This window comes from Sinomicrobium halophytocola (genome assembly GCF_052983395.1).
This window is the reverse complement of the sequence record NZ_JBRKIT010000025.1, coordinates 187,424-206,470: the sequence shown is the minus strand read 5'-3', so window position 1 is coordinate 206,470 and position 19,047 is coordinate 187,424. Positions and strand designations below refer to the sequence as shown.

The 19,047-nt window shown below is 44.1% G+C and carries 15 protein-coding genes; 7 read left to right on the top strand and 8 right to left on the bottom strand.

What is annotated here, in order from left to right; all coding sequences use genetic code 11:
* Positions 1 to 731 precede the first annotated feature (731 nt).
* The 4 genes from ACVBDY_RS10270 to ACVBDY_RS10255 all read right to left on the bottom strand — a co-directional run bounded on the left by ACVBDY_RS10270 (position 732) and on the right by ACVBDY_RS10255 (position 6,057).
* Complete coding sequence (locus ACVBDY_RS10270) at positions 732 to 1,391, bottom strand: SDR family oxidoreductase (RefSeq protein ID WP_447175381.1); 660 nt, start codon at positions 1,389 to 1,391, stop codon at positions 732 to 734.
* A 262-nt stretch (positions 1,392 to 1,653) separates the two neighbouring features.
* The gene (locus ACVBDY_RS10265) at positions 1,654 to 4,239 is read right to left on the bottom strand and encodes a phosphoenolpyruvate carboxylase (RefSeq protein WP_447175380.1); all 2,586 of its coding nucleotides are present in this window, start codon (positions 4,237 to 4,239) and stop codon (positions 1,654 to 1,656) included.
* Positions 4,240 to 4,331: 92 nt separating this feature from the next.
* Entirely contained in the window at positions 4,332 to 4,811 is a 480-nt protein-coding gene (locus ACVBDY_RS10260) for an Lrp/AsnC family transcriptional regulator (RefSeq protein ID WP_112372153.1), read from the bottom strand.
* 130 nt (positions 4,812 to 4,941) lie between these two features.
* Positions 4,942 to 6,057 (bottom strand): M14 family metallopeptidase, encoded by a 1,116-nt coding sequence (locus ACVBDY_RS10255; protein WP_447175379.1) that lies wholly within the window; start codon positions 6,055 to 6,057, stop codon positions 4,942 to 4,944.
* Between the two features lie 306 nt (positions 6,058 to 6,363).
* On the opposite strand from ACVBDY_RS10255, the gene ACVBDY_RS10250 reads away from it, so the two are divergent.
* From ACVBDY_RS10250 to ACVBDY_RS10240, 3 genes are all read left to right on the top strand, one after another.
* Complete coding sequence (locus ACVBDY_RS10250; protein WP_447175378.1) at positions 6,364 to 6,783, top strand: helix-turn-helix transcriptional regulator; 420 nt, start codon at positions 6,364 to 6,366, stop codon at positions 6,781 to 6,783.
* 85 nt (positions 6,784 to 6,868) lie between these two features.
* On the top strand, positions 6,869 to 7,255 hold the full coding sequence (locus ACVBDY_RS10245) for a hypothetical protein (RefSeq protein WP_447175377.1): 387 nt from the start codon (positions 6,869 to 6,871) through the stop codon (positions 7,253 to 7,255).
* A gap of 6 nt (positions 7,256 to 7,261) precedes the next feature.
* Entirely contained in the window at positions 7,262 to 8,071 is an 810-nt protein-coding gene (locus ACVBDY_RS10240; RefSeq protein WP_447175376.1) for a TerC family protein, read from the top strand.
* A gap of 114 nt (positions 8,072 to 8,185) precedes the next feature.
* Here the strand turns inward: ACVBDY_RS10240 and ligA are convergent, their stop codons facing one another.
* The 4 genes from ligA to ACVBDY_RS10220 form a co-directional block, all read right to left on the bottom strand.
* Positions 8,186 to 10,186, bottom strand: a complete 2,001-nt coding sequence (gene ligA / locus ACVBDY_RS10235; protein ID WP_447175390.1) for an NAD-dependent DNA ligase LigA — start codon at positions 10,184 to 10,186, stop codon at positions 8,186 to 8,188.
* A 105-nt stretch (positions 10,187 to 10,291) separates the two neighbouring features.
* Positions 10,292 to 10,753: an IS200/IS605 family transposase gene (gene tnpA, locus ACVBDY_RS10230; protein WP_447175389.1), complete on the bottom strand. Its 462-nt coding sequence runs from the start codon at positions 10,751 to 10,753 to the stop codon at positions 10,292 to 10,294.
* Positions 10,754 to 10,842: 89 nt separating this feature from the next.
* Positions 10,843 to 11,700, bottom strand: coding sequence for a peptide chain release factor N(5)-glutamine methyltransferase (gene prmC / locus ACVBDY_RS10225; protein ID WP_447175375.1), 858 nt, complete (start codon positions 11,698 to 11,700; stop codon positions 10,843 to 10,845).
* Positions 11,701 to 11,782: 82 nt separating this feature from the next.
* Entirely contained in the window at positions 11,783 to 12,274 is a 492-nt protein-coding gene (locus tag ACVBDY_RS10220) for a GNAT family N-acetyltransferase (protein ID WP_447175374.1), read from the bottom strand.
* Between the two features lie 131 nt (positions 12,275 to 12,405).
* Between ACVBDY_RS10220 and ribD the strand changes: the two genes are divergently transcribed.
* The 4 genes from ribD to purL all read left to right on the top strand — a co-directional run bounded on the left by ribD (position 12,406) and on the right by purL (position 18,987).
* Positions 12,406 to 13,458, top strand: coding sequence for a bifunctional diaminohydroxyphosphoribosylaminopyrimidine deaminase/5-amino-6-(5-phosphoribosylamino)uracil reductase RibD (gene ribD / locus ACVBDY_RS10215; protein WP_447175373.1), 1,053 nt, complete (start codon positions 12,406 to 12,408; stop codon positions 13,456 to 13,458).
* Complete coding sequence (locus ACVBDY_RS10210; protein ID WP_447175372.1) at positions 13,455 to 14,072, top strand: IMPACT family protein; 618 nt, start codon at positions 13,455 to 13,457, stop codon at positions 14,070 to 14,072. Before ribD ends, ACVBDY_RS10210 begins: the two co-directional genes overlap by 4 nt.
* 157 nt (positions 14,073 to 14,229) lie before the next feature.
* Positions 14,230 to 15,189 (top strand): alpha/beta hydrolase, encoded by a 960-nt coding sequence (locus ACVBDY_RS10205; protein ID WP_447175371.1) that lies wholly within the window; start codon positions 14,230 to 14,232, stop codon positions 15,187 to 15,189.
* A gap of 123 nt (positions 15,190 to 15,312) precedes the next feature.
* Entirely contained in the window at positions 15,313 to 18,987 is a 3,675-nt protein-coding gene (gene purL, locus ACVBDY_RS10200; RefSeq protein WP_447175388.1) for a phosphoribosylformylglycinamidine synthase, read from the top strand.
* Positions 18,988 to 19,047 lie beyond the last annotated feature (60 nt).

Sequence of the window (19,047 nt, the reverse complement as noted above, 5' to 3'; positions counted from 1 at the left end):
AAACAGGATCCCCCACGATTTCATATCCATTACCCTAAGCCGTAAACACAACCCGGTTAGTTGCTTAAGCAGTTGCGTGTGATTTCACAAGCTAGGGGGTAAACGGTCAACGGAACTGTGTATGCCGCAAACGAAATCCCTTAGGCCGCGTACCCATTCCCTTACGCCGCAAACAAAACCCGGTTAGCCGCCTGAGCAATTGCGTATGATTTCACAGGCAACCCGGTAAACAGTCAACGGAACTGTGTATGCCGCAAACCGGATCTCTTAGGATTTCACACCCGTTCCCTTAAGCCGTAAATATAACCCGGTAAGCCGCTTAAGCCGTTGTATGTGATTTCACAAGCAAGCCGGTAAACGGCAAAAGGGAACAGGAAAACCGCATACCGGATCCGGTTCGGCATATACGCAATCCCTTAAATGACCGTTTTCCGGGCTTAAAAGCCGAAAGAAACGGAGCGTTTTTCTGTGGATGCTGACACACACAGGAAGGTATAGAAAAGAAATGTGCTTATGATAGCATCCCGGTCTTCTGAAGATAGGCAGAGTGAAGGAGCAAGGGAAGTGCCGTTCATACGACTCAAATCGTTACGAAAGCTATGAGGTACAAAGATTTCAAAGAACACATATTCATTTTTAGCGGATAATAGTAAAATTACCCCGGTTCGTATCTCCTTCACTATATTCAATAAGGCCGTGGCCCCGAAAGCTATTGTGGTACAAAGATGTCTTTAGATGATCTCCACCTGTGCCAAAGCCTTTTCCACAGGTGTTTCTCCCTGATTGAATTCTATAATCTTGCCAATGGTATGATCTTGTTTTAATACCTCTACAATCACTTCTGCCACATCTTCACGCGACACTCCCTCCTCTTTTTCCGGGAAAGAGACATTGATCTTTCCGTTTCCGGGACTGTTCAGCAACATTCCTGGCCGGACTATGGTATAATCCAGATCGGTGGTCTTTAAAACAAAATCGGCATAGTGTTTTGCTACGTAGTACGGCTCAATACCGGAAGTTTTCCAGTATTCGCGTTTATCCGCATTTAAAGCGCTTACCAGAACAAAACGTTTTACATGGGCTTTTATCGCGGCCTCCATCGATTTTACAGCTCCATCCAGGTCAATGGTAAGTGTTTTATCATCTCCCGTATTGCCCCCGGATCCGGCAGTAAATACCACGGCATCCGTCTCATGCATGGCTTTGGCTATATCGTCTACACTACCTTCAATACTCCCTATATGGATGGTTACACCTATTTTGTCAAAAAATGGTTTTTGTTCGGGATTGCGAATAAGGGCTACAGGATTAAAATCCGGGGAATCCTTTAGTTTTTCGGAAAGTATTTTACCCACTTGCCCGTTAGCTCCGATAATCAGTATACGTTTCATTTTCATTCCTTTTTTAAGTTCCGGTAATGCCGGTCGGGGTTACTCCCCTGCTTCATTAGCATTCGGAAAAATTTTTTAATAAGTTACAAAATTTCGGACAAAATATAAAATCGGGGAATAAGGAATTCCGGGGATGAGTTATTGAGTTATCCAGACGCCCCTCATTTAACCCGTGCACCACTTTAACCCACAAACACCTCGCAAAAAACCACCGTCTGTCATAAAACAAACGGTGGCCGGCAATAATAAAATATGGTCTTGTTTATGCCGAATTCCTGCTGGCGTTGATATTACCGAACAAGGAACGGGTTACCATTTTTTCATAGATATCCAGTTGTTTCGGATCTGCTTTTCCTTCCTTTCGAAGCTCCTGTATCCTGCGGAGTGCAAACTGTTGTATGGTAAGCAAAGGCAATACGATCTTTTCGCGTATTTCTATAGATGCTTTACCCGATTTGGTGTTTTCCATCAGGCTTTTGTCCCCGGTCACTTTCAGGATCATTTCCTTACTGCGCAGGTATTCTTCGTATATAATTGTCCAGAATTCGCCATAAACGGGATCGTCCTTCATATATGCCGTAAGCTTAAAAAACGATTTGGTAAGGCTCATCATACTGTTTTCCAAAAGTGTACGGAAGAACGCGGAGTTGCGATAAAGGGATTGTACCCTTTCGAATTCACCTCTTTTATCCAGTGCCTCAATAGCCGTTCCCACCCCGTAAAAACCGGGCACATTTTGTTTCAGCTGGCTCCAGCTTCCCACAAAAGGTATGGCGCGGAGGTCTGAGAAATCGAGTTTGTCAGATTTTCCTCTTTTGGACGGACGACTCCCGATATTAGTTTTCGCATAAAATTTCAGCGTGCTCATTTCCTCCAGGTACGGCATGAATTTAGGATGCTTTTTAAAGTCTACATAGGCCGCATAGCTTATGTCCGCCAGCTCCTGCATGACGTTTTTATCTATATCGTGGAGAATATTCTCTTCGTCGGCAAATACTTCGTTTACCACACCCGAACTAAGAAGCTGCTCCAGGTTATACTGACACGAATCCAGGGTTCCGAAATTGGAACTGATGGTCTGTCCCTGTACGGTAAGCTGTACTTCTTCGTTTTCTATAGTAGGACCGAGAGAAGCATAGAACTGGTGTGTTTTTCCCCCTCCTCTTGCAGGCGGTCCGCCACGACCGTCAAAGAAGACTACTTTAATACCGTATTTCCTGGATATTTCGGTAAGTACTTCTTTGGCTTTGTAGATACTCCAGTTTGCCATCAGGTAACCACCGTCTTTGGTACCATCGGAAAACCCGAGCATTATGGTTTGTTTATTTCCCCGTTTTTCCAGGTGCTCCGAATAAACCTTATCGGTATAGAGCGATTCCATTACCTTATCGGCAATTTGCAGATCATCTACGGTCTCGAACAACGGAATAACATCGAGGGAAGGATTTTTCCAGTCACAGAGACGTATCATGGCAAAAGTTTCCATAACATTCAATGCGCTGCCGTTATTACTTATGATATAACGGTTAGCCCCCAACTCCCCGTTACTTTTCTGAATTTCTTTTATCGCATAGATCGATTCGAGCGTAGACCTGGTGATCTCCTCCTTAAAGAGTTCCGGGTTCAGCTTTCCGTTTACTTTTCCGAGGACGGCAATTTGCGCTTCTTCGGAAAGTTTTTCGTAATTGTCCGGAAAGATATCCAGTCCGAGTACACGGGATTCGCTGATGATATCCGAAATCACCGTATGGTGTACCCGGGAATCCTGTCGGATATCGAGGGAAGCAAAATAAAAACCGAATAGCTTAACCTTGTTGATCAGGTCACTGACCTCTTCTACAAACAGGGATTGATGCTCATTGGTGAGGATATCCCGGATCTGCTGCAAGGACGAAAGCATTTCTTCCGAAGTTAAAGTAGGGTTCTGAGCGGAAACATATATACTTTCGTAAATCTTCTGTTCGAGATCACCCATCAGTTTGTCCACGACCTTAAAGGTGATCCTTCGCTTCAGTTTTCGGATGTCCCGGTAATAGTTTTTCAGTATGGTAAGGCGTAATCTTTCCGCAACTTTCAGGGTGATTTCACTGGTCACAAAAGGATTTCCGTCACGGTCCCCTCCGGGCCAGAACCCGAGATTGACGATCTGGCTGTTCAGTTCGATCTCCTCAAAAATATTATTTTGTATGTAATTGTATATTTTACTTACCGACTGGTAGAACACATTTTCCAGGAACCAGATCAGGCTTACGGCCTCATCATAGGGTGTCGGCTTTTCTTTTTTAAAGAACGGGGTTTTTCCGAGCTGTGCCAGCAGCTTTTCTATAACGCTCAGGTCATTGTCCCTTATGGCTTTGGTCAGGTCGGTAATAATACCTAATACCGGTCCGGGATAGAACTGTGTCGGGTGGGCCGTAAGTACGGGCCTCACCTTGAATCTTTGCAAAAATTCCCGAAGCGCTGCGGTCTTGTTTTTCCCCTCGGCTTCTTCTTTAATGCTCCGCAGTGTACCGCGTCCATCCATATTATTAATTACGGGAAATGCGGCATCTTCTATAGCATCAAACAATACAACCTGCCGTTCTATATATTGAATAAAACGGAAGAGCAGGTCGTTTTTCTCCTTTTCATCCGGATTGTCATAGAACTTGGAGAAGAAAGCTTCGACTATTTCCGAAGGATTCTTGTTTTCTTCGTATCCTTTTTCACATATTTCACTGAACAAAGGCAGCAAAACCCCCGTATTGGTTATTTCATCAAAAGGTAAAGTCATTAATATACTGTTGTATATCTGATATTTAGACAATACACTTTCGTTAAAACGTTCAATTTTCGGTTTTCTCAACATAAATATTCTTCTTTTTTTCCAGTTCGAAGATACAAAAAACCCTCTCCAATACAGAATCGGAGAGGGTTCTTTATGTGATATGAACAAAAATTTTACATTTCGTTAAAAATGGAGTGCATCAAGCGTTTCTTATCGTTAATGCTTTCTTCCAGTGAAATCATGGTTTCTGTCCTGGCCACCCCGTCGATATCGTCAATCCTGAAGATAATGTCTTTGGCATGCTTGGTATCCTTTGCTCTTACCTTACAGAATATGTTGAATTTACCTGTGGTAACATGGGCTACGGTAATATTCGGTATCTCATTAAGACGCTCTATAACGAATTTTGTCTGATGTGTTTTCTCGAGAAATATTCCCACATAAGCTATAAAAGCATACCCCAGTTTAACGTAATCCAGGGTGAGTGAAGAACCCCTGATAATACCGGCCTCTTCCATTTTTTTAACCCTTACATGCACGGTTCCTGCTGAAATCAACAGTTTTTTTGCAATATCCGTAAACGGTGTACGGGTGTTATCGATAAGCATATCTAAAATCTGGTGATCTACTTCGTCTAATCTAAACTTTGCCATAGTAATCTTGTCTTTAACTAAATAAATTTACACTTGCTTTTGTCCAAACAGAATATTAAAATGCAAAAAAATAAAAAATATTCAATATATGCACGTAAAACTTTGGATATTTTGTTAAGAAAGGGTTAATTTAAAGAAATAATTCAAGTAAAACACTTGTTTCTAATTTTTTTTCTTCTATTGGGTCGATCTCCCGTTTATCCGCAACAAATTCCTTATGCCCGTAAAAGCCCTGTAAATCACCGGTTTTCGACACGTATGGCGTAAATGCTATTTTATGATCTTTAAGCTCTTCCTTATATAATATACCGATATCTTTCAGATCCACCCCTTTTTCTGTTTTGACAGGGAAACGACGGATGAGTATATCAAAAAAGAGTTTATCGTTTTCCGGGATATCAAAGTAAGCTTTATAACCGGTCCCCTCCACGTCGTTCCCGGTAATAAAACGGAGCGCCGTAATCAGTGCACAGAAAACATATTTACGGGTGATCTCCCTGTCATAATCTTCCGGGTAATGCCCCGCTTCAAATAGCAAAGTAGGTACGCCGCGGGTCTGGAAAGCATCGCCTACACAGTTTATATTAAAAGTATCATCATACCTTCCTACCTGCCCGGGGATATATTCCTGTAATACATTATTTACGGCCGCTATAACCTCCATGCTCTTCTTTCTGGGAGGAGTAATATTCCGGGCTTCGTCAGTCGCGGGTGATAAAAAGGATAAAGTAGCCGGCCTGGCGGTCTTTCCTGTGTTAAATATGGTACGCTGGTCGTGCAGGTTAAAGCAGAAATGAGGTTTAGCTTTATCAAATACACGGCGCAATGCAAAGCTCTCCGGCTGGGACAAATCCGCAGCATCCCTGTTCAGGTCGATCGCGTTGGCGTTTACACGGGTATACGCCAATGCTCCGTCCGGATTCAGCATCGGTATAATATATAAGGTGCATTGTTCCAGAATTTCCCGGGCAATTTCGTCTCCCCGTTTCAGAAACATCAGGAAATCCATTACCGCTTTGGTTGTCGTAGATTCGTTCCCGTGCATCTGCGACCACATCAGCACCTTTTTATTTCCGTCGCCAATGCGATGCAAGTACACAGGACGCCCCGCTACCGAATGCCCGATTACGGAAAGTTCTCCCATATCCCCGTATTCTTCTAACAGAGGAGTAATATCGTCGGGAGTTATATATCTTCCGGACAGTTTGTTTTCCCGGGAGTGATCATGCCATTGTAATAATTCCATAGGTCAGTTTTGAAGATTACAAAAGTAAACAATAGAATATTTACATTTGTAAACACAATAAAACACGCACATTGTTTACAATAATAAACAATAAGATGGTTACGAGATACGCTAAACACCGCTCCCGGCACCTTAAAGTAGTTTAGTTAAATGATAACTATATTGATTATTATATATCAGTGCATTATATGCAATTACTTGTACTTAATATTTAAACATAAACACGGAAACGTTCTCTTTTTTTTGGTATAACCATCTATTTTGTTTACATTTGTAACTAAATAAAACGTAATACATCTGTTTACAATGGTAAACACAGAGGATTTTAGTAGCAGGCTCCAGGAAGTACTCGATTTTTATGGTTTAAGTGCATCTTCTTTTGCAGATAAGATCGGTGTACAACGTTCTTCCATTTCGCATATTCTTTCGGGCAGGAATAAACCGAGCCTGGATTTCGTTCTCAAGATTCTTCACGCTTTTTCCGAAGTGGAGCTGTATTGGCTCTTAAATGGTAAGGGTGTTTTTCCTGCGGATAAACAGGTAGAAAAGAAGAAAGAAGTGCCTCAGGCAAAAATCCAGGACACTCCCGACCTGTTTTCCTCTCCTTCCGGGGTCGAAACATTACCCGCGGAGAACTCTTCGGGCATTCCGGACAAGGAAGTCGAACGTATCGTGTTTTTCTATAAAGACGGTACATTTAAGGAATACAGAAATTATAAAAAGTAAGGCTGAAAGATTTGTTTTCGGGGTATATTCCGTACATATAAATCTGTATATTTGTTGGAATATCAAACAAAATTACCTTTTTACTGTGGATATATTAAGAAAAACCGCCTGCCTGTTGTCTCTTCTTGTTTTATTTGCTTCCTGCTATAATGCGGAGCGAAATTGTGAAGATTTCAGGACGGGGACTTTTGAGTTTAATTATATGCTTGAGGGAAAAGAGGTTAAATCGAGGTTTGTTCGCAACGATTCCATTAACATCGATTATATCGGGGAACACATAGACACCGCCTCGGTGTCGTGGGTGAATGACTGTGAGTTCATTATGCGCAAACTGCACCCTTCTTCCATGCGGGAAAGAAAGGCGGTACAGGTGAAAATACTTAGCACCGATGAGAATTCATATACTTTTGAATATTCTATCGTTGGAGACAATAAAAACAAGCAGCGGGGAACCGCCATTAAAATAGAATGATTCCGTATGTTTGATGTTTTTTCTTCCCCGGATGCCTGGATAGCCCTGTTAACACTCACCTTCCTGGAGATTGTTCTGGGTATTGATAATATCGTTTTCATATCCATTACGGCAAACAAACTTCCTGAACATCAGCAGCGTAAAGCCACTAATGTCGGGCTGATCCTAGCCATGGTCCAACGGATATTATTACTGTTTGCCATCTCTTTCCTGGTGGGATTGAAAGCGCCTTTTTATCATTTGGAAACCTCCTGGATTTCCGTGGGGCTTAGCGGGCAAAGTATTATTCTGTTTGCCGGCGGACTTTTCCTGTTATATAAGAGTACCTCCGAAATTCACGAAAAAGTGGACCTCCCGGAACACGGGGAGAAAGAGGTCAGGGCAAAAAAGATCACTTCGCTTTCCAAAGCGGTAGTCCAGATTGTTATCATAGATTTTATTTTTTCCATAGATTCCATTCTTACCGCGGTGGGAATGACCAACGGCATAGGAGAAAAGCCCGGAGATGCCCTTATCCTGATGATAATCGCCGTGGTTATATCCATACTTATTATGATGATTTTTGCCAATCCTATCCGTAAATTTATCAATCGTCATCCTTCGGTACAGCTCCTTGCCCTTTCTTTCCTGATACTTATAGGATTTATGCTTATTGCCGAAGCAGCACACCTGTCACATACCAGGGTATTCGACCAGGAAATCGGCGCCATTCCCAAGGGATACCTTTATTTCGCCATCGCTTTCTCCCTGCTTGTGGAGTTCCTCAATATGCGAATGCGCAAAAGGATGGGAGGCGAAAACGGAATTACGAAATAGATTTCAGACCGGAGATATCGGATGTTTTACGACGAATATCCTTTTTGTCTTATATCCAATATCTCCAATCTAACTTCTCATATCTAATCTCTCATATCTGACTTCTCACATCTACTAAGAGATCATGTCCAGGAAATCGTGTTCGGAGATCATGGGAATTCCCAGTTTTTCCGCTTTTTCCCGCTTACTCGGTCCCATATTGTCCCCGGCAACAACATAAGTTGTTTTAGAGGAGATGGAAGAGGCTACCTTTCCGCCATTATCCTCGATGTGTTTTTTCAGGTCGTTCCTGGAAAGGATTTCAAATACGCCGGACACGACGAAAGTCTGTCCTTTTAACGTGTCGGTCTGTCCTTGTAATTTTTCCGGGGAAATTTCCATCTGAACGCCATAGGAACGCAATCGTTCCACGATTTCCAGGTTTTCCTCATTCCGGAAAAATTCCACGACACTTTCCGCGATCTTGATCCCTATTTCGTCTACACCAACGAGATCTTCAAGTGTGGCATCCCTGAGGGCATTAACAGAAATATAAGCTTTGGCCAGTTTTTTAGCTACCGTTTCCCCGACAAACCGGATTCCCAGTGCATAGAGAACCCGTTCAAACGGAATTTCCTTCGACTTCTCCACTCCTGCAACCAGGTTTTCCGCACTCTTGTCCGCCATACGTTCCAGTGGAACGATCTGTTCTTTTTTCAGTAAATAAAGATCGGCATAGTTTTCTATGAGTCCTTCTTTATATAACAATTCCACGGTTTCGCTCCCCAGCCCCTCGATATCCATGGCTTTGCGGGATATGAAGTGTTGTATTCTTCCGGTGATCTGAGGCGGGCATCCGTAGTAATTAGGACAGTAATGCTGTGCTTCTCCTTCTTTGCGAATGAGTTCTGTTCCGCATTCCGGGCAATGGGTGATATAAGTTGTGGGTACGGAGCCAGGGTCCCGTTGAGTGAAATCCACCCGGATGATCTTCGGGATGATCTCTCCTCCTTTTTCCACAAATACGGTGTCACCTTCGCGTATATCCAGTTTTTCAATCTGGTCTGCATTGTGCAGTGATGCCCGTTTTACCGTTGTTCCCGCAAGTAAAACCGGTTCCAGGTTAGCTACGGGAGTTATGGCGCCCGTCCTTCCTACCTGGTAAGAAATACTGTTCAAAACCGTAGACACCTGCTCTGCCTTAAATTTATAGGCCATGGCCCATCTCGGCGCCTTTGCGGTATATCCTAGTTCTTCCTGCTGGGCAATATTATTAACCTTGATAACCACTCCGTCCGTTTCGTATGGCAGTTCGTGACGATGCACATCCCAGTAATTCACAAAATCCATGACCTCCTGGGTGCTGTGGCACAGTTTGGCCACGGTGGGCACTTTAAATCCCCATCCCCTGGCCTTTTCCAGTCCCTCGAATTGTGTCCGGAAGTTCAGGTTTTCCCCGATAATACTATACAGCAAACAATCCAGCGGACGTTTGGCCACTTCGGAATTATCCTGGAGCTTAAGGCTGCCGGAAGCCGTATTCCTCGGGTTCATATAAGGATCCTCCCCGGCCTCTACCCGTTCCCGGTTCATTTTGGCGAACCCCTCCCTGGGCAGTATGATCTCTCCCCGGATATGAAATTTTTCAGGGTAATCTCCGTGCAAACGCAAGGGTACGGAGCGTATGGTTTTTACATTGTTGGTCACATCATCTCCCTGGAATCCGTCTCCCCTGGTTACAGCCCGTGTCAATTCCCCCTTTTCGTAGTAAAGGCTTATGGATGCCCCGTCGTATTTCAACTCACAGACAAACGCTACGGAAGCATCCCCGAGAATGCGCTGTATCCGTTTTTCCCAATCTTCCAGTTCTTCTTTAGAGTATGAATTATCCAGCGAGTACATCCGGTAGTCGTGTACTATGGTCTCGAAATTTTTGGTAATCATTCCGCCTACACGTACCGTAGGTGAGGAAACATCATAAAATTCGGGATGCCTGGCTTCAAGGTCCTGGAGTTCCTTCAGTTTCATATCGAACTCATAATCCGATATGGTAGGATTATCCAGTACGTAATAATTATAGTTGTGTTTTGTGAGTTCTTCCCTAAGGTCCTGTATCTTCTTTTGAACCGGATTCATCATTTGTAAGCTGTTTTTTATATGTATATTACAACCCTGTTAGGGGTTACCTGTTTATAGAAATATATATGTAAACAAAATTTTAGCCCCATAGGGGCGCCCTGTTTATTCTATCCAGTCAAATAGGTATTTGGCATTGTATTCGATTTTAAATTTTTCCAGAAAATCCAGGTATTCTTCCTTAAACAACCTTTTTCTATGATGTTCTTCCTGGTTCTGAATATATTTTATAACCCGATCTATCTGGCTGAGAGAATACGAAAAAGCGCCGAAGCCTTCCTGCCAATGAAATTTTCCTTTTATCCATCGGTTATCATTTATAAATTTGGATGAACCGGCTTTAACATCCCTTACCAGATCGGAAAGGGCAATACCCGGTTTAAGGCCTATCAATATATGAACATGATCGGGCATCGCAAATATAGATAACATTTTTTGTCCTCTTTTTTGTACAATCCCTGTTATATATCGATGTAATTCTTCTCTATGATGTTTTTGTATGAGGTTTTGCCGGCCTTTTACTGCAAAAACGATTTGGATATAGATTTGTGAATACGTATTGGGCATGTTTACAGGTCGCTCCCGCGGAGCTTTATTTTTATCCATTATTGTTTTCTATAAACGGGTTGCCCCTTACGGGGCTTTTGTTTTGGTAATTAATTTTTTACAGCCTTTATCATCCGGTCATTCCCTGACATATCTTTCCGTAGCTCTATATCTTTAAAACCTTTACCTTTCAGCATTTCAATCATTTCTTTACCAAGATACTGATTAATCTCAAAATACAATACCCCACCTTTTCGCAGCCCGTTCCTCGCCAGATCAACTATTTTTTCATAAAAAACCAGGGGGCTTTCATCTTTGACAAACAAAGCGAGATGAGGCTCGTGGAGCAATACATTATTCTTGATCTCTGATTTTTCTAAATTCCTTATATATGGCGGATTGGATACTATTATATCAAGTTTATATTCATTTATATCCCGGGCTTTTAATACATCCTTCTCTATAAAATTCACGGATACATTGTGCCGTTTTGCATTTCCTTCCGCAACCTTCAATGCCTTCCCTGATATATCTATAGCGGAAACCCTGGCTTTAGGAAGATTTTTAGCCAGGGAAACGGCTATACATCCGCTTCCCGTACCTATATCGAGTATGGCCGGGTCTTCCGCTTTCTGTGCCTGGCAATCTTTTACTATCCAGTCTACCAGTTCCTCGGTTTCCGGTCTTGGGATCAGTACGTTTTCATCCACCTGAAATTCCAGCCCGTAAAAGACGGTTTTCCCCAGGATCTGCTGAATGGGCTGATGCTGTTTTAACCGGGAAAGCGCTTCGAAAAGGGGCTGTTCTTCCTCTTTGGTAAGCGTGATTTCCGGTTGTAGTGCAAGAGTGAGCTTAGTGATGTTACAGTATTCTTCCGTCAGCCGGAAAAAAAGTATATCCGCTTCTTCACGGTCATAAATACCCTGAAGTTCCGATTGAAATATTTTCCGAATTTCTTTTAGTATCAATGGGTTGGTGAGTTAATGAGAGAATAAGCTAATGAGTTAATAAGAGGCTCAATGACCGAAAAGTTTTTCGCTGCTGCGAAATCTACAGGCTTACATCAAGATCTTTCAACATCCATACCGGGCAGGAACAATGTCCGGTGTTGCCCATCGGGGCATCTATATATTTAAAGCCTGATTTTAAATATAATTTTTGTGCGGCTTCCATATACGGCATGGTTTCCAGGTAGCACTGTTCATAGCCGTATTCTTTTGCTTTTTGCAGGCATAATTCAATCATTTTTCTACCTAGCCCCATTCCCCTTGTTTCCTGCAAAAAATACATTTTCTGTAATTCACAGACATTCCCGTTATAATTGGCCAAAGGCGCAATACCTCCACCTCCAGTAATTTTATTTCCCTGGTCTATCACAAAATAAACAGAGCGTTCGGTATTGTAGGTTTCAAACATACAGTCTACCGATTTGTCTTCGTAGGCCGTTCCTTTTTTGGGCGCACCCATATCATCTACCAGTACCTGCCGGATGATACGTGCCATCTGCGGATTGTCTTCCGGCTGTATTTCCCTGATGGTCATACGTTTTCTTTTTTTTCTATTCGTAACAAACAAACATTGCCGCTGTTATTTAAGGCAAGTCCTGCTTAATGTGTTATTTTTGTTAGCCGGAGCCGGTACTTTTCCCCGGTGCCAAGCAATTTTTTGAGAACGTGAATATACATGAAAAATACTTAAATCGCTGCATTCAGCTTGCTAAAAACGGCCTTGGCACTACCTACCCGAACCCTTTGGTGGGAAGTGTTGTGGTGCATGATGATAAGATTATAGGAGAAGGCTGGCACCGCAAGGCCGGGGAACCTCATGCGGAGGTTTATGCCATACGTTCGGTAGCAAACCCGTCCCTGCTAAAGGCCTCTACCATCTACGTAAGCCTGGAACCCTGTAGTCATTACGGCAAAACCCCGCCCTGTAGTGATCTCATTATTGCATCCGGTATTAAGAATGTGGTTATCGGAACTATAGATCCTTTTGATGCTGTAGCCGGAAGGGGTGTGAAAAAACTAACGGAATCCGGGTGTAATGTCACCGTAGGGGTTCTGGAATCGGAATGCCGGGAGCTCAACAAACGCTTTTTTACGTATCACAACCAAAAAAGACCTTATATAATCCTCAAATGGGCGGAAAGCACGGATGGTTATCTCAGTCCCGTACAACGAAAAGAAACGGCTCCCGTATGGATAAGCAACACCTATTCCCGGCAACTTGTGCACAAATGGCGCAGTGAAGAACAGGCTATCTTTGTGGGCACCAATACCGTTATGCAGGATAACCCCCGACTGGACACCAGGGACTGGACCGGCAACTCGCCGGTACGGGTGGTTTTGGATCGTGAACTCCGTATTCCAGGGGATTTTTTGGTCTGGGATAAACGTGTAAAAACCATATTCCTGACCGGGGGAAAAACGATTGCGGACGAAGAAAATATTACCACCGAAACCATAGACTTTTCCGGGAATATAGCAGCACAGGTATGTGAAGTACTCTACAGACACGGGCTTCAAAGTGTAATTATCGAAGGAGGCAGGCAAACGTTTCAAACGTTTATAGATGCAAAACTATGGGACGAAGCCAGGATTTTCCGGGGAAATATCATGTTTAACGACGGGACCCCGGCGCCGGAATTACAGGGGCACCTATGGGCCGAACAGGATATCGCAGGAAACCGGTTGCGGATTGTGAAACGGGAAAAAGCGGAAGATTGACAGAAAAAGATACCTATAAAACTATAACCGGGCCCTCCCCGGAAGTATTGTTCAAAGATAAAAACAGCAAGTTTTTCGGCTATGCCTATCCCGTGCATACGGAAGATGAGGCAAAAGAATATATTGATTTGCTCCGCAAAAAACATCATGCGGCCAGGCACTGGTGTTACGCCTGGCAACTGGGAACGGAAAACATACAGTTCCGCGCCAATGATGACGGGGAACCCAATAATTCTGCGGGAATGCCTATTTACGGCCAGGTACAATCTTTTGAAGTGACCAATATACTTATAGTCGTGGTCCGGTATTTCGGGGGAGTGAAACTAGGCGTAGGCGGACTTATCAATGCGTACCGTACGGCGGCGCAAATGGCCCTGGAAGCTTCGGATATCGAAGAAAGGACCATAGATGTGTATTACCTGCTCACCTTTGATTATAAGAACATGAATAAAGTAATGCGGGTGATCAAGGAAAAGAACCTCACCATCGTAAACCAAAAACTGGAACTGGATTGCCGTATTACCATTTCCGTAAGAAAACGCGATGCGGCGATGGCTTCCGAAACATTCGGACAAATCTACGGGGTAAAGATCAGTGAAGCAGAAAGTCAGTAACGAACCGGGTCACCCCTGCCTATGCCCGGTTTCGTCATTCATGTCGTTCCGTTAAACCGGGCAAAGTGAAAAAATCAGTTAAACGGCATAAGGAAGAAAAGCAGTAATAGAAAGTGTAACAACCCGCATTCCAGATCATCCTTTGAAATAAAAAAAGATGCAGAAACTATTCATCTTCGCATGGTTTATCCTTTTACAGGCCGGGTTATTACAGGCTCAGGATGAAAAATATACAGAGTGGTATTTACAAAAGAACGATGTGGAAATCTTTGTAAAGGAAATCCTGTCCGGCAAAGATACCGTCATTGTGGTTCACGGTGGTTTCGGGGCCAGTCACCATTATATGATGGATGCTGTAAAAGGCCTGGAGGACAAATTCCATTTTATATTGTATGACCAGAGAGGATCTTTACTCTCCCCCGTAAAAAAAGAAAATCTTTCTTTTCAGGAAAATGTCAGGGATCTGTATGACCTGATACAGGCCTTGAAAATGAAAAAGGTAAAACTCCTGTGTCATTCCATGGGGACACTGGTTGGGATGGAGCTCGCCAGGCAGTACCCGGATCTCGTTGATAACCTGGTTCTGACCGGTATCGTAATACCGAAATCGGACAGTGTAAAAAGTGTTTTTTCCGAACGGTATGAAAAACAGGTGAAATTTCTTTTAAACCGGAAAGAGGTCCTCCAGCTCAAGCAGCCTTATAAAGATAAAGGGGTGGATACTTTACGATCTGTCGATGACATTGTAAATTCTCCATTATCACATAAAGACCTTACGGAATACTGGAGGATAAATTTTGCGGCGGTAAATATATATAATGTAAAAAAATACAATCTTTTAAAAGGCGGTAAAGCCTATTACAATCCCGCAGCTTCGGTAATGTCCGAAACCGTCAACTGGAAATACGACTACAGGGAGATTATGGATGAAAACACAAAAACTACTGTTATTAACGGAGCCTATGACTTTTTTGATTTTAACAGCGAAAAACTCAGAGAACTTTTGAAAGACTACCGGAAAATAAAACTGCATATTATTCCCCTTGCCGGGCATAACAGCTGGATAGACGCCCCTGTCATATTCCGTAAATACCTGGAAAAAGGATTGTTGAGATAAGGACTTCCGACCTAAATTTAATCCTCTTACAAGAGAGAACATTTTAAATAATTAATTAACTTTGCACCTTCAAATAAGGGCACTACAAATACCAATATAAAACAGGACTAATTCAACAACATGATGATCCTTTTCTTCGGAAACCCAGAACAGAAAGTTTTTGCGGTTCAGACCAGTAAAGAACTCACCAGGGAAGATAATTTAAAATTAACATGGTTGTTTGGCGGCGAGCCTAACATCGAAGCGGCGTCTCTCGACGCCTTTTTTGTTGGCCCCCGCGCTACCATGGTTACCCCCTGGAGCACCAACGCCGTAGAGATCACCCAGAACATGGGTATTTCCGGTATTATAAGAATAGAGGAATTCCTCGGCGTAACGGAAAACTTTACGGATTTCGATCCGATGCTCTCGCAAAAATACAACGGGCTTACCCAGGATATATTTACTATTCACATACAACCGGAACCCATTAAGGAGATAGACGACATCGCGGCTTATAACCGGCAGGAAGGACTGGCTTTAAACGAGGAAGAGGTCGGATACCTCCGGGAACTGTCCGAAAAACTGGGCAGAAAGCTTACGGATTCGGAAGTATTCGGTTTTTCGCAGGTGAACTCGGAGCACTGTCGCCACAAGATATTCAACGGCACCTTTGTTATTGACGGTGAAGAAAAACCGGCATCCCTCTTCAAACTCATCAAAAAGACATCCGAAGAGAACCCCAACGATATTGTTTCCGCTTACAAAGACAATGTAGCCTTTGTCAAAGGGCCCAGAATACAACAGTTCGCTCCCAAAAGCGCGGATAAACCCGATTTCTACCAGGTCAGGGATTTCGACTCCGTTATTTCCCTGAAAGCGGAGACCCACAACTTCCCTACTACGGTAGAACCATTCAACGGTGCAGCTACCGGATCGGGCGGAGAAATACGGGACCGCCTGGCAGGCGGACAAGGATCTCTCCCCCTTGCCGGAACAGCCGTGTACATGACTTCCTATTCCCGACTGGAAAACGGACGCACGTGGGAAAAAGGAATGCCGGAACGAAAATGGCTCTACCAGACACCTATGGATATCCTTATTAAAGCATCCAACGGGGCTTCGGATTTCGGTAATAAGTTCGGACAACCACTTATCGCAGGTTCTCTTCTCACCTTTGAACACCAGGAAGAAGCCGGAACAGATGCCAGGAAACTCGGTTACGACAAAGTGATTATGCTTGCCGGGGGGATAGGTTACGGAAAAGCGGACCAGGCTAAAAAACTAATTCCTGAAAAAGGAGATAAAATAGTTATTCTCGGTGGTGATAACTACCGTATCGGTATGGGAGGAGCAGCAGTTTCTTCTGCGGATACGGGAGAATTCAGCAGCGGAATAGAACTCAATGCCATTCAGCGTTCCAACCCGGAGATGCAGAAAAGAGCAGCCAATGCCGTACGCGGTATGATGGAAAGCGATACCAATGCTATTGTTTCTATCCACGACCACGGCGCCGGGGGGCACCTGAACTGCCTTTCGGAACTGGTGGAGGAAACCGGGGGCAAAATAGACCTGGACAAATTGCCCGTAGGCGACCCTACCCTTTCGGCCAAAGAGATCATCGGGAATGAATCCCAGGAGCGAATGGGACTGGTTATCGCAGAAAAAGACGCCGCAACACTTCAGCGTATCGCGGAAAGGGAACGCTCGCCCATGTACCAGGTAGGAGACGTTACCGGGGATCATCGCTTTACTTTTGAATCCTCCTCCGGCGGACAAAAACCGATGGACCTGGAACTGGCCGATATGTTCGGAAGCTCTCCGAAGACCATTATGAAAGATAAAACGGTAGCCACAACGTATGCGGACCCGGAATATAAGACAAGCCTTATCGAAGACTACCTGAAACAGGTTCTCCAACTGGAAGCCGTAGCTTGTAAAGACTGGCTTACGAATAAAGTAGACCGTTGCGTTAGCGGCCGGGTAGCAAAACAACAATGTGCCGGGCCATTACAACTACCGCTTAATAACTGCGGGGTGATGGCGCTGGATTACCAGGGCAAAGAAGGGATTGCCACTTCCATAGGACACTCCCCCGTTTCCGCACTGATTGACCCGGTTGCCGGAAGCCGTAACAGTATAGCCGAAGCATTGACCAATATCGTATGGGCACCGCTTAAAGACGGTCTGCAAAGTGTTTCCCTCTCGGCCAACTGGATGTGGCCTTGTAAAAACGAAGGCGAAGATGCCCGTTTGTACGAAGCGGTACAGGGATGCTCGGATTTTGCCATAGCCCTGGGAATAAACATCCCTACCGGGAAGGATTCGCTTTCCATGAAACAGAAATACCCGGATGACGAAGTTATCGCCCCCGGAACCGTAATAATCTCAGCGGCCGGGAACTGTAACGATATAACAGCGGTAGTAGAACCGGTACTGCAAAAAAATGGCGGCAGCATATACTATATTAACCTTTCTGCCGATAGCTTTAAGCTTGGCGGATCATCTTTTGCGCAGGTATGCAATAAAATAGGCTCCGAAGCACCTGGCGTACAAGATGCGGCATATTTCAAAAAAGTCTTTAACACGATACAGGAACTCATTAAAAACGGTAAGATCATTGCAGGGCACGATATAGGAAGCGGCGGACTGATCACCACCCTGCTGGAGATGTGTTTCGCCGATACCGACCTGGGAGCGCATATCGACCTTTCCGCCCTGGGAGAACCCGATTCCGTAAAAGCTTTATTCAACGAAAATATCGGTGTTGTATTCCAGGCGGCTTCTCCTGAAGCAGAAAACATACTTGCGGAAAATAATATCGAATTTTTCCGTATCGGTGAGGTTGTGGAAGGAGACCGGCTGCTACTGAAAAACGGAAATGACAACTTTTCGTTCGGTATCAGCGACTTCCGGGATACATGGTACAGGACTTCTTTCCTGCTGGATAAAAAACAGAGCGGCGAAATCAAAGCGCAGGAGCGTTTCGACAATTATAAAAAACAACCGCTCCAATACAGCTTCCCTTCTTCTTTCGAAGGAACAAAGCCGGCCTTACCAGGTACAGCACGACCAAAAGCGGCTATTCTCCGTGAAAAAGGAAGTAATTCCGAACGGGAGATGGCCAATGCCATGTTTATGGCAGGGTTTGATGTAAAAGACGTACATATGACCGACCTTATCTCCGGCCGTGAAACCCTGGAAGATATTCAGTTTATCGGTGCCGTGGGAGGTTTTTCCAATTCCGATGTACTGGGTTCCGCCAAAGGATGGGCAGGGGCTTTCCTGTACAATGATAAAGCCCGAAAGGCACTGGAAAACTTCTTCAACAGGGAGGATACACTTTCCCTGGGCGTATGCAACGGTTGCCAGTTATTTATAGAACTGGGATTGATAAACCCGGAGCATGAGGATAAACCCAAAATGCTGCACAATGAGACGCATAAATTCGAGTGTACCTTCTCTGCCGTGGAAATACAGCCCAATCATTCGGTAATGCTCGGTTCCCTGGCAGGAACAAAACTCGGTATCTGGTCTGCTCACGGAGAAGGTAAGTTCTCTTTTCCTTATGAAGAATCCAGGTATAACATTGTGGCAAAATACGCTTATGAAGGCTACCCGTCCAGTCCCAATGGTTCGGACTTTAACACGGCAATGATGGTTTCGGACGACGGAAGGCACCTGGTGACCATGCCGCACTTTGAGCGTTCCATCTTCCCGTGGAACTGGGCCCATTATCCGAAAGACAGAAAAGACGCGGTTTCTCCGTGGATCGAAGCTTTTGTAAACGCCAGAAAGTGGCTGGAAAACCTGAAATAACAATATATCAGGACAATTGATAATTCAGAAGGGCTGTTTTCTATAGGAAAGCAGCCCTCT

What these genes read in the sequence shown, in the direction of transcription:
- ACVBDY_RS10250 (WP_447175378.1), top strand. Translation starts at nt 6,364, where the DNA reads ATGGTAAACACAGAGGATTTTAGTAGCAGGCTCCAGGAAGTACTCGAT.
- ACVBDY_RS10205 (WP_447175371.1), top strand. Translation starts at nt 14,230, where the DNA reads ATGCAGAAACTATTCATCTTCGCATGGTTTATCCTTTTACAGGCCGGG.
- ACVBDY_RS10240 (WP_447175376.1), top strand. Translation starts at nt 7,262, where the DNA reads ATGTTTGATGTTTTTTCTTCCCCGGATGCCTGGATAGCCCTGTTAACA.
- ACVBDY_RS10260 (WP_112372153.1), bottom strand. Translation starts at nt 4,811, where the DNA reads ATGGCAAAGTTTAGATTAGACGAAGTAGATCACCAGATTTTAGATATG.
- ACVBDY_RS10265 (WP_447175380.1), bottom strand. Translation starts at nt 4,239, where the DNA reads ATGTTGAGAAAACCGAAAATTGAACGTTTTAACGAAAGTGTATTGTCT.
- ACVBDY_RS10255 (WP_447175379.1), bottom strand. Translation starts at nt 6,057, where the DNA reads ATGGAATTATTACAATGGCATGATCACTCCCGGGAAAACAAACTGTCC.
- purL (WP_447175388.1), top strand. Translation starts at nt 15,313, where the DNA reads ATGATCCTTTTCTTCGGAAACCCAGAACAGAAAGTTTTTGCGGTTCAG.
- tnpA (WP_447175389.1), bottom strand. Translation starts at nt 10,753, where the DNA reads ATGCCCAATACGTATTCACAAATCTATATCCAAATCGTTTTTGCAGTA.
- ACVBDY_RS10270 (WP_447175381.1), bottom strand. Translation starts at nt 1,391, where the DNA reads ATGAAACGTATACTGATTATCGGAGCTAACGGGCAAGTGGGTAAAATA.
- ligA (WP_447175390.1), bottom strand. Translation starts at nt 10,186, where the DNA reads ATGAATCCGGTTCAAAAGAAGATACAGGACCTTAGGGAAGAACTCACA.
- ACVBDY_RS10220 (WP_447175374.1), bottom strand. Translation starts at nt 12,274, where the DNA reads ATGACCATCAGGGAAATACAGCCGGAAGACAATCCGCAGATGGCACGT.